The organism is Granulicella sp. dw_53 (assembly GCF_018449545.1).
Taxonomy (GTDB): domain Bacteria; phylum Acidobacteriota; class Terriglobia; order Terriglobales; family Acidobacteriaceae; genus Edaphobacter.
Genome location: NZ_JAAVUR010000001.1, coordinates 433,253 through 449,337, shown reverse-complemented (window position 1 = coordinate 449,337; position 16,085 = coordinate 433,253). Strand labels below are relative to the sequence as shown.

Below are 16,085 nucleotides of genomic sequence, written 5' to 3'. Positions count from 1 at the left end.
TGTCGTTGGCGGAGCGACTCTAAGTCGCACCAGTTCCCTTCAGTACGGCTGGCAACGTCTTGGCTAGAATCTTGACATCAAGCCAAAGTGACCATTCGTCCATGTATTGGAGATCTAGAAGCATCCATTGATCGAATGTAATTCCGCTACGTCCATTTACCTGCCAAAGACAAGTGATACCAGGTTTGACACTGAATCTGCGCCGCTGCCAGTCTTGATCAAAACCTTCATAGTCCCGAACCGGGAGGGGGCGGGGGCCTACCAAACTCATGTCCCCTTTCAACACATTGAACAATTGGGGCAACTCATCAATGCTGTTGCGGCGTAAGAATTTTCCTATAGGTGTAACCCGCGGATCGTCTCGCATTTTGAAGACCGGACCTGCGGCCTCATTGTGTTTTTCCAAATTGACAATGAGTTTCTCTGCGTTTGGAACCATGGTCCGAAATTTGAATATCTTGAAGCGGCGCTTATTTAGTCCAATTCGCTCCTGCAGGAAGAAGACCGGTCCAGGAGAGGAAATTCTAATTGCGATGGATACTAAGACAAAGACAGGGGCGAGCAATAGAAGTGCGGAAATTGCAATCGCGATATCGAGGATTCGCTTTGTGAAGCGAGGCCAGTGCGATCCCGTGCCTGTGTAGGTCGAAATGTAATGGTTCCCACCGAACTCCTCGGTGCGCCACCGCGTAGTCTTTAATCCAAAAATATCGGAGGTCAAACGCATGGTTATTCCATGCTGCTCGCAAAGACTGGCAACTTCGAAGGAGTGTCTGTAAAAAGAAGCGAAAGGGAGATAGATAGCGACTTCATCGACGACATTGCTCCTGAGATAATCTGCCAATCCGGAGTGGTCACTAACAATCTGGTAGCCGCTGTTGCTGAGGTCCGGCATTCCTGGCCAATTATTGTCTACAAAGCCGAGCAGGCTATATCCACTGTGCCTCCGAGCGGATATCTTATCTGCAAATGCAATGGCCCTAGGATTAGTGCCAAGAATAAGAATGTGCCGAAGTTTCTTGCGCCGGATAAGAATGTGGATAAGAAGAAGTCGTCCCACCGCACGTGCGATACACAGAGAGAGTGTGACAGTGGACCAAAAGACAGCCAGAAAAGCGATAGTAACCATGTGAATGGAAAAGAGGGAGCAAATAATCATAAAGCAGGACATGTAAAGAGTCGTTGCCTTGAGAACATCTAAGAGCTCCGCGCCATGATTCAAGCTTCTAATCGCCCCATACATCCCGCAAACTATAAAAACACTGTGGCAGATGAACAATGCCAGCAAGAATATTCCGAAATTAGATACTTTAGTTCTCATTGCAAAGAATTGCATAAGCGAAATTCCATGTTCGGTTTGAGCGGTCGCGATGGTACTCAACGCGAAGGCAAATACCACAAGAATGAGATCACAAATCTTCAGAACGGCTATAGGAAAACGATCCTTATCGTCCACGTTCTCTCTCCACAAGTCGATCTCGTAGTTCAATACCGATGGATCAATTCGTTAGCTTTTGACTATAGGGGCACTCTAGCTAAGGGTGTCGTTATCGAACATAACTTGAGCATGGGGCTATTTCAGCCGCTTCGCAATCTTCCAATAGCTAGAGATTCGCTTATACGCCTTCACGGTAATCTGCCGCTACAGGTTTCTGAAGATTAGTCTGCACTCCCCCTAAAGATTCCCGATGTGGGATACACGCAAAAGTCGGTCATCTTACGATGACATTAGGTATGTCACGCTGCTGCAGAGATAACTGCGAAACTATGTATGTTTGAAATTTAAAAACCATGACATCTGGTAAAGACAAAACTATGTGCACACTCTACTCTGTGATAAAAATGGTCCGTGAACGGCTTTCGACCTATCGCCGATACGAACATCGATGTCACATCAGATTGGATGTTCGGATTGGAATTGATTCAGAAGTCTACATAGGACCATCCTCTTATTTCATGGATGCCTTCTCCACCAGCGATGTGATCGTAGGCCAGAACTTTATTGCATTCGTCCTAAAAACACTCTGATACGAGTGACTAGTGGCAGAGCGAAACTTAGCTATTGACTGATATCTCTTCATTTCATTTGGATAAATGGAGATATAGCTGCGAGAAACCGATTTGGATCTTACAGCGGTAGATGCCTGTTTTTGCACCACTTCGCGCCAGACGGAAAGAACGAGATATCGCCGTTATCTAGAACCTAATAAGGTGAAACGCTATGGCCGACACTTCATGATTCGTTTGTTCGACCCGTGCGATCAGAAAGTGGCAATAGGCAAAGCTAGGTCAAAGTGAGGGGCCAAATGCCTGAAAATAGAGTATGTGCAGTGGTGGTTACATTTCATCCCCGTGCGAATGATATCCAAAATTTGGAAAAGTTGCGATCTCAGGTGGAAGCACTTGTCGTTGTAGACAACGGCTCGTCTGAAGAAGATCTCGGAATACTGCGCGCCACGAGTCAGACGCTCAATATTGTATTTATAGAAAATGGTTCAAATCTTGGAATTGCGGCAGCGCTTAATACAGGCGTTCGATGGGCAGTTGCACACGGGCAGGCGTGGGTACTCTTGCTAGATCAGGACAGCATTGTCACAGATGGATTCATTGTGTCGATGCTCAAGGACTTTGAAGCCTTAGAAAACCGCAGTAATGTAATGCAGATCATCCCGCGCTATCAAGACCGTGAAACTGGCGATGAAGAATCTATCGTCATAGGTCCAGATGGCGGACCATTCATCACGAGAACGTCAGGAAGTCTTTTCCCCATGAAGGCATTTGCGAATTGCGGTTTCTTCACCGAAGAATTATTCATCTACTGTGTTGACGATGATTTTAGCCTCCGTTTGCGATCGATGGGATTCTCCATCGCTCAAAGCAAGAATGCCATTCTGTTCCATAACTCTGGCAAGCCGTCACAAATTAGTTTTCTAGGCAAGACGTTCACAACGAGAAATTATCGCCCTGAAGTGCAGTACTACTGGGCTCGAAACCGAGTCTGGTTGGCCCGTAAGTACGGTCTACGATATCCTCAACTGTTTTTTTCATCGTTACGATCCTTATGTGGTGTCCCTTTAAAGATCGTGATGGGAGAGAAGTCGCCCATCTTGAAGATCCGTATGTTTGCGAAAGGAATTCTCCATGGACTTCTCGGCAAGACCGGCCATAGGGTGAGTATCTCGTGAGCTTCGAAGATTGGATTAGCTACCATTGCGAAAAACGGAGATAGGAGATATAAATGAGGTTCAAGTTGAGGTCGCGACTGCCGAATAGCACACTCTCAGGCTTCGTCCCGACGATCTTGAACGCCGTGATGCTCGTTCTGCCGTTCATTTTGCTGACTGCGTATCCTACCTTCGGGAACACTGTTCACAGAAGCGAATCGCATCAAGCTACCCAAAGCGCGAACTACATTGTAAGCTCACCCCATTTGACGATGCATGTTGGAGATCCGCTTCCACCGCTTATCTTTAAGATATCGCCCTACACTGGCACTTACGCCAGCGTGTTCCGGGGTAAGCCGACTCTGAGTACAACGGCGACCCCTTTCTCCCCTGTCGGTGACTATCCCGTCAAAATTTCCAAAGGATCGATGATTGCAGTAAGTAACGGAGATACTCTGAGCTTTGTGGGAGGCATTCTTTCTGTGCTTCCTAGGGATGACATCGGTGCAAAACTGGTAAATGGTGTCGGCGTCCCAGCAGGTTTTTTTGACGGTCCTGCGTACGCGATGATCAACGTAAAGTCTAATCCCATCGCTAACTTGGCGGGAGATGGAGTCACGGATGACACGGTAGCTCTGCAGACTCTACTAGCTTGGGGGCGCGGATCCCAAAAGGCTATCGTTAATGTCATCGGCACTGCTGTTGAGGCGACAGTTGGAATTTCCTTCGTTGGCCTTACCGGAGCTGTCCAAATCAATGGAATGACCGCCATTATTTCATCGGTAACCGACGCGACTCACCTCAATCTAACGAAACCGCTCGGCACTATGAATGGAGCAGTCCTTCGTCCGGGTGGAAACGTAATTAACACAAGTTCTTCCGGGAATACTGTTATTGCTACCAGTGGGCCGACGTTTACGGGCCTCGCCGCAGGTTCCCCGATTCTTATCAACGGGGTACTTAGCGCGATCTCAACCGTTACTGACGCGACTCACCTAGTAACTCAACAGACCTTAATTGATCAGGTTGGGGTCAAGGCATACGCGGGTGATCCAGCATCTGCGTGGGGACGACAGATGCTTCAATTGTATTTTCCGCCTGGAACTTATCTAGTTAGCAATCAATTGCAGGTCTACGGAAACTATTGGACAATCCAAGGTGACGGACCGCAGACCTCTATCATTCGATTGGCACCAAACGCCCCAGCCTTCAATGGAATCGCCACGGCATATCTCTTATCTACTCCTTCGGTGAATGTAAACCAAAACTTCCGGACTCTAATCGCAAATATGGGCTTTGAGGCGGGGCCTGGCAATCCCCAAGCCGAACTCATCCATTGGGTCAACAACAATATGGGATCGATTCGTAATACCCAGATTTGGTGCGACGATTCCAACTGCCTCTTTGGACTTGGGCTAGAAGGCGCGTATGCCGGTCCTACCTTAGTCAAGGATTTGGCAATCTATGGCGGGAGGTACGGTGTGCAGGCAGTCGGTCAGATTGAGTATCAGGTAACGCTCGAGGGGTTGACCACAGAGGGACAACTCGCAGCTGGTATAAATAACGGTGCACTCAAGCTTCCCATACGTCACTGGCTAAACGACAACTCTGTACCCGCATTCAATAGTTCCGGAGGTCTTGGCCATACGGTGGTTCTGGATTCGATGTTGATCTTTAGCGGTGCTGTTCCAGTTACCGGAATTACGAACGGGCCGGGTGCAGTCTTTTACGGTCGGAATGTGAACTGTATTCGGTACTCTCCATGCGAGAGTGATTCAGGAACGGGGACAGCAGTTGTAAAGACAACCTTGCCAAAGGAATTTTGGACCGGCAGCGCGCAGACACTCTATAACCAAGCCCAAGCCGCTGGATCGCTCAATCTTCCGATAGTCGAGACACCCACTCCGAATAACCTTTGTACAAGAGCCTTTTGCGATTGGCAGCAGCTTGGGCCTGATCCCACTACCTGGTCCAACACGGTTGCGAATGCCACCTCCACGGCGCTGTACCTCCCGCCAGGTTCGTATGCGAGTTCAATAAACCCGACGATCACGGTGCCCGACTCCGTAAATTACATCAATTTCTATAACGCACAGTTCAATCTTGCATCTGGCACAGCGAAATTGTTTCTTAATATAGAGGGATCTTCAAGAACAGCCCTCATCATCGATGGGTGCATGTACACATCGTGCTACATCAATCATACGGGCGGGCGCACACTTGTGATGAGAGACAACGGATTCAAATATCAATCGACTATGGGTGCAGGAAATCTCTTTATTGAAGACGGTCTTCTAACTTCCTATGCTACGGGAACAAACGCTGGGGAAGGTCCCATCTTCTATCCAAGCCAGAATGTATGGGCCAGAGGCCTGAATATCGAGGTTGGGACTCCTTCTGATTTGAGGTACAACAAGTTTGTTTGTCAGGGAGCAAAACTGTGGATCTTCGGTTATAAGACCGAACAAGATTCACCTTCCGTCGTTCTACAGAACAAGTGTCAGGCAGAGATATTCGGCTTCTTCTTTTACCAACTCCATCTCACACCGACACCTGCGGGAGAAGCGCCAATCAACATAACAGATTCGAGCCTATTCGCAACAGGGTTCATATTCGTCAATGCGGCTGGTTATGGAGCAGAGAATTGGATCAATGAAATTCAAAATGGTGTTTCGTTGTCTCTCCCGAGTCGGGGGTATCCAAATAACGGATCCGAAGTACTAGCCATGTACTATTCTTACGGTGCGGCGCAGGCTCACTGAATCTTACTTTTTCGCAAACCCGGAGTACTCATACGTGCAATCCAAGATGGAAGACGCTGCACCATCTCTTGCTGTTCTTCGCCGAGGTTTGGGCCGGTTACGTAATAGTCGTACTCCGGCCGCACTCTTGGATCAGATACTTGTTAGCGGTGCGAACTTCGGCACAAATATCCTGCTCGCCCGTGGATTCAGCCTTCGAGACTATGGAGTATTTGCACTCGCCTGGTTGGCTGTATTGTTTGCAAACAGCCTACAATATGCTTTGATTATCACTCCAATGATGAGCGTTGGGCCCAAGCAGGAGACGCCAGAACGTCCTGCCTACTTCGGTTCTGTGCTTCTTCAGGAATTGATATTTGCTTCGTTGGCGGCCCTGGTGGTACTTATTGCGGTCGCCCTCTCCACCAGATATTTTCCCAGCTGGAATGTTGGCAACATCGCCGGCCCGCTGAGCGCAGCGACGAGCACATATCTGCTCCAAGACTTCATACGGCGTTACTTCTTTTGCATCGGCAAGAGCAGTTGGGCGCTCGGAAGTGATCTGGTAAGTTATGGCTTACAGTTGCCGATCATCTTTTGGCTAAGTCATAGTCATAGAGCGACGATCACTTCGGCGCTGTGGATTGTTGCCGGAACCTCCTTCGGAGGTTTTCTGCCCTTCATGGTGAAGTATGGGCCGACGCGTTTCGACGTTCATTCGATGAGAGAAGTTCTGAAGAGACATTGGAAGATGTCTCGTTGGCTTGCCCCGACTGCCTTTATGCAGTGGGGCGCTACCAACTTATTTTTGATGTCGGCGCCGTTCTACTATGGCGCCGCTGCCTCTGCGGTCCTTCGTGCCTCGCAGAACATCGTCGCAGTGGCTCATATTTGGATACTAGGATTAGACAATATCGTTCCAGCAGAAGCAGCCCGTCAAATGTACCAAAAGGGTTCTGATGGCATGCTGTGTTACCTCAAAAAAGTCTTCCTCCGTTGGGGTGGAGTGTCTCTGGCCTTTACCGCTTTGATTGCATCGTTTCCCCGATTCTGGTTGGAGTTGGCGTACGGCGAAAAGTACTCTTCCAATGGCCACGTACTCCGCCTATATGCATTGCTCTACTTGGTCATATTTGTTGCAGGTCCATTGAGGGCAGGTTTATTGGCACTCGAATATACGCTGCCTATCTTTTGGGCGTATCCCATAATGATCGCTTTTTCGGTTTTGCTAGCCGGTCCCTTCGCCCGGCAACTTGGCCTAGAGGGAGTAATTCTAGGTATGCTTGGCACGCAACTTATTTTTCAGGGAGTGATTGGATTTGCACTTATCTTTAGAGTAAAAAAAATGAGGCGAGAGTCATTGGAACAAGTCGCTCTTGTTTCGGAAGTGTAAGCATATGTTCTACATGCGATCTCATTTTCTCTAAAGTAAGTCGGTCGTCTCAACCTGTCGATACAGGCTTATATCCCCTTAGAGCGTAATTACTCTAGCGTCGCATTGATACTTGTTCCAATTTGGGTCGTCCGCTCCGAAATCTCAAGACAGCACTGCGTTTTCATAGCTATGAGTCTGGTTGCTTGATACACTCACACACTCAACACCAAACAAGACAATCGAGAATCTCTGCACTGTGCCACAACACTATCGCGAGGTGACAAGTGAACCATCCTGGTTTGTTTTCGCGCCGCTACAACCCAATGATGCGCTGCCGAGGACTTTCAAGGCTAAAGCAAGTGTTGTACTTGATATTCCTAACCGCGCCAACATCTCAACTCGGGTAGGTAGCCATGGTCCTCCTTTCAGTGCATAACTCCGCCGATGTCTATGGAGCTAGTCAAAGCCTTCTCAGGTTGGTGCGCAGGTTAGTCGCGGACGATCATAAAGTTCATGTGGTGCTTCCCTGCCCTGGTCCCTTGGCGGACAAACTTCGCGATTCTAAAATCCGGGTACATATTTTCCCTTCGCTCGCGATCATCGATCGTGCTCAGCTGGGTTCCCTGCGCGGGCAACTTAAGTTCGTATCAAATTTTTTCGCATCCGTCCTCTGGCTCGCAAGGGTGATTCGTGAATATCAAATCGACGCAGTTCACACAAATACCTCGGTGATTCCTGCTTCTGCTATGGCAGCCCGACTGACCGGTCGCAGGCATTTCTGGCACATACGAGAGTTCTTCTCGGAATTTCCGTCGTTCTGGAAGACTTATCAGCGATATGTTGCTCTGCTCTCGACGACAATTATTACAAACTCGGAAGCCACCCGACAGCAATTTATTCCTCGTCTTCAACAGAAGTGCAAGGTCATCTACAACGGTCTTGATGCCGAGTCGGGGATGGTTGAAATAAATAATGCACTCCGATTTCGGTCCAATCTTGGCAACCCAAAATTTCTTGTAGGCGTGGTCGGACGGATCAAATGGGTGCGAAAAGGTCAGGAGGTGCTAGTGCAGGCGGCAGCCCTACTCGCGAAAGAATTCCCCGATATCCGCTACGTCATCGTTGGATCTTGTGCTTTGGGAAACGAAGATCATCTCGTCCGTCTTCATCAACTTATTCGAGAGAAGAGACTAGAAGACCGCTTCTTTTTTACGGGGGATCTAGAACGTTTGCGGGATGTCTATGCGGCCTTTGACCTGACTGTTGTTCCCTCCGTTCTGCCCGAGCCTTTTGGATGTGTGGTGGTAGAGTCGATGGCAGCAGGTACGCCCGTTGTAGGAAGTCGATGCGGTGGCATTCCGGAGCAGATTGTCGATGGAGTAACAGGATATCTTGTCACTCCGGGAGATGAGGTGGATCTCTCAATAGCGATAGCAAAGATCATATCCAATAATTCTCTTAGATCGAATATGGCCGATGAAAGTCGCAGACGTTTTCACGACATGTTCAGTCTCGACACCACCTACCATTCTTTTGCCAAGATTATCGGAGTGGAAGCTCAGAAGGAAATGACGCAATACCAAATGATTGGCTCATAATCTCTAACCTCAAAGCCAGAGACTTAATGCGGGTTTTAGAAGAGTCTCCGTTCGGACGGCGACTATAGCAGTGGATATTTGGTGCGGATCGCTTCCTAAAGGATAGAGATACAAGTTATGGATCATCTTGATACAGATTTTTCTCTAAGTCGACGACAATATCCCTCAATTCCGCTCAGCACAGCGCTGTCCGATAGCTCCACGCCTGCTGAAAATCAAACGCTCCCTGGGTTATTTCGGATTCTGCGTCGACGCTGGAGGGTGGTCTCCATTGTGACTTTGGCCACGTTGGTTCTCGGCATACTTGTCTGCCTCTTGTTAACCCCACGGTATAGCTCGTTGGCCTCGATCGAGATTAACAGGGCCGAAAGCGAGGAAAGTACAGCGACTCCGGGAACAGGTCCTCCTCCCACAGCCGATGAGATAAAAATGGATATCAACACAGCTATTACAATCCTTCAGAGCGACGGACTCGCATTAGGAGTCATCCAGGATCTTAACTTAATAAGTAAACCACTCTATCGCAAGGCCGTGGACTCTCTCGAACAAGGCAAGCCTCTCAACCAAGCCCCGAAGACACAGCAAAAGGCAATCAAGATCTTCGAAAATAATCTCAAAGTCGAGTCGCCAGATAACACTCGTCTTATCAATGTCACATTTTCGGACCCTGATGCGAATGTCGCTGCTGATGTAACAAACACTCTATCGCGTCGTTTCATTGAGAACAATCTGGAACGTCGGCAGAAATCAACGATCCAGGTCTCATACTGGCTACAAAAAGAACTCGACGACCTGAAGAAGCAAGTTGAGGACTCTGAGCAGAAACTCGCCAACTACGAGCGAAAGACCGGTCTTGCCGGCATCCAGATCACGGGATCATCAACAGGTGAAGGTGCTAGCAGCGTTACCATTTCTCCAAAAAATACAGTGACGGAGCGGCTCTTCGGTTTGAATCAAGAGCTTACAGCAGCTGAAGCGAACCGCATCTCTACTGAAACCCTCTATCGTCTGGTTCAGACCCAAGACCCTGAGGTTGTTCTTGGTCTTGGATCCATGAGTATATCCAGCGCTGAAGGCGGTGGACCGGGTGCTCTTACTGCGGATGGTGGAATTCAGTTGGTGCGCTCATTGCGCGCTCAGGAAGTAGCACTCATTCAAGGCTACGCAGCAGATGCTGTAAAGTACGGTGCGAACAATCCTCGACTTACACAAACGCAGCAGCAGCTTGAAGCCGTTCGACAACAACTCAAGGCCGAGCTCCAACGGATTAGCAAGCGCGCTGAAAATGCCTACCTTTATGCAAAGAATAACGAAGGTACTATTCGTCAGCAGTTCACTAAACAGCAATCCTCCGCCAATTCTTTAGCGGACGATACTGTGCAGCTCCAGGTTCTGGCACAAGAGGCATACTCAAACCGTGCTCTCTATGAGAGTCTCTTTTCAAAGCTACAGACCGCGAGTTTGGCCTCGGGTGTCCGAGCGACCCGCATTGATCTAGTAGAGCAGGCGCGTCCCGCCGGAATACCAGCCTTTCCTAAGTGGGAGATGGTGCTCCCCGCCCTCGCGGCTGCCAGTTTGCTTTTCGGTATCTCATCTGCATTCCTGCGTGAGAGCCTCGACGAAACAGTGCGAACCTCGAACGATCTAGGGGAAGTAGCGAACCTTACCGCGTTCGCCTATATCCCAAGCATCCAGTTACAAGGACAAGATGAGAGCGATGCCATAGGCAGTAAGCTCATCCATGCTCCAAAGTCCCCATTCTCCGAGGGATTCCGAACACTTCGAACATCGATCACTTTGGAAACAGCCTCGTATAGTCAAAAAATTTTCTTAGTCACTAGTCCCTTGGGAGGCGATGGAAAGACTACAGTCACATTCAATTTGGGTGTAGCGTTTGCGCAACATGGTGCCCGTGTGCTCTTGATCGACGGGGATCTCCGGAACCCGGAACTTCACCGTCTATTCGGATGTGAGATTGCCCCTGGACTGGGGGATTTGCAAACTCCAGTTATAGGACCGGAAGTTAAAGGCATTGTGCAGCATGCTGCATTATCGACGTTGTTCATACTTCCTGCGGGTCAACTGCGAGAGTTCCCAGCGGAGTTCTTTGATTCCGAGGCCTTCGCATCTCTCTTAGCCTCGTGCGCCCGCCATTATGACTATGTTTTGATCGACAGCCCTCCTGTTCTATCTGTGGCGGACGCCTCAATCATTGCGTCAAAAGCTACAGGTACAATCACCGTGCTTCGTTCGAGACGTACCACGCGTCCGATCTTCTCCTCTTCGGTCAATACTTTACGCAAAACCGGTACCCCGACAATCGGCATTATCCTCAATGATGTTCGCAATCCCACTCTGGATGGTTTTCATAACTACGCGTATACACGACAGAAAGGTGCCTAAACCGATGCCCTTGTCTCATCTCTTTCCGCATGTCAGAGTCGGCTTAGCGATTGTAGGTCTGTTTGCGCTCGCTTGCGTGAGTGCCATTGCTCAGCAGGGTTTTGGTGCCCCAAAAGTTGGAGGCACAAGCAGCTTCGATACTGCCCCTATTCTTTCTGGTAACAACGGCACAAGCGGAAGGAGGCCACTCTCTTCGGTATCAGCCGTCCCTGAAGATTTTGCAAATCTGAAACTTTCACCTGGTTTTCTGCTTAATATGGAGGTTTATGATGCCCCAGAGTTCTCGGCCGACTTACGTATCAATGTTGATGGAAATGTGAATGTACCTATGGTCGGGGCAATTCACGTTTCGGGTGAGACCTTGACGGGGGCCGCTTCTTTGATCTCACAGAGGCTGCAAAGCGCCAAGATTCTCAACAACCCACAGGTCAATCTCAATATCACGCAATATGCCGGTATGAGCGTGAGTGTCCTCGGCGAAGTACATAATCCGGGGCGAATGGAACTACTTGCGCCGCACAATCTCGCTGATGTCATCGCCCTCGCGGGTGGTGAGACTCAATATGCCGGCAATACCATCGAAATTAGACATGCAACACCCTCTCTACGACAGGATATCATTCGTTACTCTCGAGACAAGAACGATACGATTCAGACGAATAGTCTCGTCCTTCCAGGAGATACGGTGACGGTGCGGCGTGCGGGAATCGTCTATGTCTTAGGCAGCGTCAATCGACCTGGTGGGTACATTATGCAAGAAGGGGGTGAATTGGACCTGACACAGGCCCTTTCGCTGGCATACGGGACGAGCACACAGGCGGCTGTAGGTTCCATGAAGCTAATTCGCAAGCTTCCTGATGGAAAGGTCAAGGAGATAGATGTCCCTTATCGGAGCATCGTCAAAGGAAAGGTCCCATCCCCTCGCTTGCAAGCTGAGGACGTGATCTATGTTCCCGTAAGCAAGATAAAAAGCATTCTAACTGCGGGATTGGTTGCAACTGCTGCCAATGCTGCCGTTTATCGTGGTTATTGAGCTAGCACTGTCGATACAAGTGAACAGCTGCTGAAAGCTAAATATACAGTCGTTAAGGGTACTTCTGACTCTACTTACTCCAGAACCGTCGAGTTGTTCTCATTCCATAATTTTGCACGATTCCATATGTTCAGAACAGGTCTCAATGGCGAAAGCTCAAGCTACTTTTACTGATCACCAGTATCCTCTTCTCTACTGGCTTACCCTCGCTTATATCGTAAGCATGCCAAACTTCATACACTTCGACATGACGGGGAGAATCTCAAATCCATTTAATTTCACATCCATCGCTATGACCGTCCAGACGTTGGTCAGTGGGTATTTGCTTGTCGTCATGTTATTGCTAGAGCGGCGTCCTCTCATTTATCGCCGGATCAATATCTCGCTCTGGCTTTGGGTAGTATTGTTCTTACAGTTCGCTCTAGCTTCCCTGTTGCAGCCAGAATTTCACCTCGCTCCACCGGCAAGGATAGATTTACTACTTTCGTTTTATTATCTGTGTCAATGGGCAGTGGCATTTCTTCTTGTGGTGGCCTTATACTCGCGCACTTCTCCACAGCAAGCAACAGAACTCATGGTCAGACTGATCGGGCGCGCCTGTTGGATCTGGATTGCCATGGTGTGGATCGTTCTTCCGATTATGCCCGCTCAGGTCTATGGAGGTTCTGACGAGAGCTCTACACCTTTCAGACAACTAGGTGGACAGTTTGTTCATCCTGGAAAACTTGCGATGCTTGCAGGCGTAGGCTTCTTCTATGCGTTATTTTTTTTCAGCAGCCGCCCTCGTAAGTGGCTAGCTTGCCTGCTCGCTCTCATCACAATGGCCTTAACAAGTGCACGTACAGGTGAACTTAGCTTCGTCATTGCGCTTCTTCTTTATGCGTTTGTCTTCTCTGGTAAAACGGTCTTGCGGTGGGGGACTATTTTCATCCTGGTTCCCGTGGCAGTAATTGGTTCGGTCTTTAGCAGCTCACTTATGCAATATGTGGCCCGAGGGCAATCCGCCCAGTCTCTTGCGTCTCTCGACGATAGAACCCGGATATGGGAAGCGAGTTGGGAGGCGATCAAACTGAGACCTCTTCTTGGCTATGGTTACACTGTTGGGGCGAGAAGAGCGCTCCGGGACCATTGGACATTCGTTCACTGGATTCCACCACATGCGCATAATGAATTGATTCAGTCCCAGGTTGACGGCGGAGTAATCGCAGTGGCACTCGTAATCTACATTTATGCGCTCGTTTTGTGGAAGGCAACCCGAAATGCACGGCGCGGTCACAACGAATTGTTTATCTTGATTGTCTATTGGCAGCTTTTGGTAACTACCGTTTCGGGACCTATCCTCAGTTACCGGTATGAGACCTTGGGCGGAATCTTGCTCTTGTGTTTCATTGGGGTGCTTGGCGGTGGCGCATCTACATCTGACCAACGCTCTTTAGATAAAAGAGTAGGCTCGGCAAACGCTGGCCTACATGTCACCGAGCCTCAATTTGAGGCTCGGTGACAGCAACAAGATATAGGCTGCTTTTTATCCTTCGATGAAGAGACTCGCGAAGATCCAGGCCCCACTGCGAACAGATGTAAATCTAAACGCTTTTAGCAGGAGCTTCTAAATAGAAGCACATCATTTAGATGTTGAGATTTGGCCGGGACGCGCAGATCAGCAGATTCATCGTAGGAATCCGTGGCCTGCTTGAATTTTGTGCCAGATAGAATAAAGTGTGCAGGACCCTAAGATAAACTTCCCGCATTCTCCCTAGTGTACTCGCGGCGCTCCATGCTGGTCGGATTTCGACATCGGTCCTCTCGAAGCCCGCGGCCAGAAACAGATCTCCCGCCGATGTCTCAGTAAGTGCAAACTCATGAGTGATATCGCAATATCGCGGCAAAAGCCCAAAGATGCAACCCATATTAGGAGTCTGGAAAACAGCTCGGCCACCAGGCGCAAGTCGTTGTCGTACTTGCTCGAGGAATCCAAGTGCCGCTTGCTTTGGCAGATGCTCCAAAATGTCCATCGCGAAGATACAGTCGTATTGTTCTGGACCTTGGTACTCCGTCAATCGAAGAGCGTCAAACTGCTGCACCTCGTCTAGACCAAGGTGGTGACAAATGCCTACGTTCTCCGGAGAGAGATCAAAACCAGACAAGTTGGTGAAACCATTTTCTTTCAGAAAGATTAGCAAAGAACCTTCGCCACAGGCGATATCTAGAATATTTGCCGAGCGGTCTTTGGGAAGATATAACCCGAGAATCCGTCGCAATGATCGAAAAGCAAGCTTCTTCACTTGCGGATCCTCTAGGGATTGCCGACGGCGGCGGGTGTGATAGTTTTCTATAAATCGTTCTGTGGTCGTTTGTGGGTTCATAGTAGTGGTTTTATCGTTCGACCATCCGACTGAATGGCATGATTTAAATAAGCAGCATACTGGATGAACAACCAATGTTTATCAGGATGCATACCTCTTGTCCAGATGGAATAAGTAATAGGACCTCGATTGTTAGATCTTATTCCCGAGAGATCGAATCATGGAGCGTCATAATCGAAAGAGGATTTCTGCTGCTTCGCGGTCGGTCAAGGATTGCCTTCCGATATCATCGGCGAGCCATCCTTCGACGTACCCGTTCGAGAGATTCGTCGGCAGTTAGTTGCGGCCGAGAGGATAGCTTTCACGATATTCGCATTACCAAAAAAAATTATGACCGTCCGGTACACCATCGTCGATGGTATGTAAAGGCAGCGAGTAATTCTGAATATCACTCAAGTTATGGTGTGATTGCTTTATTCTGCTTGGAGGAAGTATTGCTTTACTTCCGTCGCTTTAGTTTGAAGATATCTATAGATTCCACATTTAGAAAAGGAAAGAATGTCGAAACTATCAGTTGCTATCTTGATGACAAATTACAACACTTGGCAGCTCACCGAACGCTGTGTGCAGCATTGTTATCTGCATGACCAAGGAAACTTCAACACACTCGTCGTATACGACGATTGTTCGAAGACCGAGTTCAGTGGCACCTTCCCAGATACAACCCGACTTTACAAGGGAGCCACGAATTTAGGACTTACCAAGGCACTCAATGTGGCTTTCAGCAAAATCGACGAAGACATTATTATTTTGTTTGACTCTGATGCCTATCCAACGACGTCATTTTGCGATGAAGTTCGCGAGATATTTGAAAACGATCCATCGATAGGGTTGATCGCGTTTCACACGATTGGGAAGAGTGGAAAGCCGACCGAATCCTATACGACTGAACCGAACGTTTGGGGCCTTTTATTGGGTCAAGCGTTGTATGCAAAGACTGAGAAGTGGCTCGCAGATAGATCCGGTCGAATCTCTGTTTTCACATGCGCAATGGCTATGCGCAACAGTGCGTTTCGAGAGGTCGCAGGATTCGACGAGAATTTCGACTGGTTAGATCTCGATCACGACTTTAGTATGAAGATCAATCGATCGAACTGGAAGATTGCGATCGCGCCTAATGCTCGGGTATTCCACGAGGGGGGCGGAACACCCCAACTGACGCGCAACCGAGTACTTCGTTTTTATAAGACCAGATGGTATCTTTTGCGTAAATTCCGGCGCATTCCAATGAAGACGTTGGTTAAGGCACTCATCGTCTTGCGCTTGTACAGTGAATACCTGGTTCTGCTGGTCTTGGGACCAATTCTTATTCGAGACAAGATGGTACGTAGCGATAAACTGCAGGGACGGCGAGAGTTGATCAATTACTGCATTGCAAATTATTGAGTTTTAGAACAGAGATTCTCTG

General features: G+C 48.7%; 10 protein-coding genes. 8 read left to right on the top strand and 2 right to left on the bottom strand.

The genetic code is table 11. From position 1 onward, the window contains the following. Positions 1–19: 19 nt before the first annotated feature. Positions 20–1,456, bottom strand: a complete 1,437-nt coding sequence (locus HB393_RS01975) for a sugar transferase (RefSeq protein WP_213803455.1) — start codon at positions 1,454–1,456, stop codon at positions 20–22. 850 nt (positions 1,457–2,306) lie between these two features. Between HB393_RS01975 and HB393_RS01970 the strand changes: the two genes are divergently transcribed. The 7 genes from HB393_RS01970 to HB393_RS01940 all read left to right on the top strand — a co-directional run bounded on the left by HB393_RS01970 (position 2,307) and on the right by HB393_RS01940 (position 13,815). Further along, positions 2,307–3,185, top strand: coding sequence for a glycosyltransferase family 2 protein (locus HB393_RS01970; protein WP_213803454.1), 879 nt, complete (start codon positions 2,307–2,309; stop codon positions 3,183–3,185). Between the two features lie 53 nt (positions 3,186–3,238). After that, positions 3,239–5,926, top strand: a complete 2,688-nt coding sequence (locus tag HB393_RS01965) for a glycosyl hydrolase family 28-related protein (RefSeq protein WP_213803453.1) — start codon at positions 3,239–3,241, stop codon at positions 5,924–5,926. Between the two features lie 34 nt (positions 5,927–5,960). After that, positions 5,961–7,298: a hypothetical protein gene (locus HB393_RS01960; protein WP_213803452.1), complete on the top strand. Its 1,338-nt coding sequence runs from the start codon at positions 5,961–5,963 to the stop codon at positions 7,296–7,298. 395 nt (positions 7,299–7,693) lie between these two features. Then, a complete protein-coding gene (locus HB393_RS01955; protein ID WP_213803451.1) occupies positions 7,694–8,878 on the top strand; it encodes a glycosyltransferase family 4 protein in 1,185 nt (394 codons plus the stop codon). Positions 8,879–8,995: 117 nt separating this feature from the next. Further along, positions 8,996–11,281, top strand: coding sequence for a polysaccharide biosynthesis tyrosine autokinase (locus HB393_RS01950; protein ID WP_213803450.1), 2,286 nt, complete (start codon positions 8,996–8,998; stop codon positions 11,279–11,281). Further along, on the top strand, positions 11,274–12,314 hold the full coding sequence (locus tag HB393_RS01945) for a polysaccharide biosynthesis/export family protein (RefSeq protein WP_213803449.1): 1,041 nt from the start codon (positions 11,274–11,276) through the stop codon (positions 12,312–12,314). The genes HB393_RS01950 and HB393_RS01945 overlap by 8 nt, the downstream gene beginning before the upstream one ends. A 145-nt stretch (positions 12,315–12,459) precedes the next feature. After that, on the top strand, positions 12,460–13,815 hold the full coding sequence (locus HB393_RS01940) for an O-antigen ligase family protein (protein ID WP_213803448.1): 1,356 nt from the start codon (positions 12,460–12,462) through the stop codon (positions 13,813–13,815). Positions 13,816–13,939: 124 nt separating this feature from the next. On the opposite strand, the gene HB393_RS01935 is transcribed toward HB393_RS01940, so the two are convergent. Next, on the bottom strand, positions 13,940–14,677 hold the full coding sequence (locus HB393_RS01935) for a class I SAM-dependent methyltransferase (RefSeq protein WP_213803447.1): 738 nt from the start codon (positions 14,675–14,677) through the stop codon (positions 13,940–13,942). 498 nt (positions 14,678–15,175) lie between these two features. Here HB393_RS01935 and HB393_RS01930 point away from each other — a divergent pair, with 498 nt between their 5' ends. Further along, complete coding sequence (locus HB393_RS01930; RefSeq protein WP_213803446.1) at positions 15,176–16,063, top strand: glycosyltransferase; 888 nt, start codon at positions 15,176–15,178, stop codon at positions 16,061–16,063. The last annotated feature ends 22 nt before the right edge of the window (positions 16,064–16,085 follow it).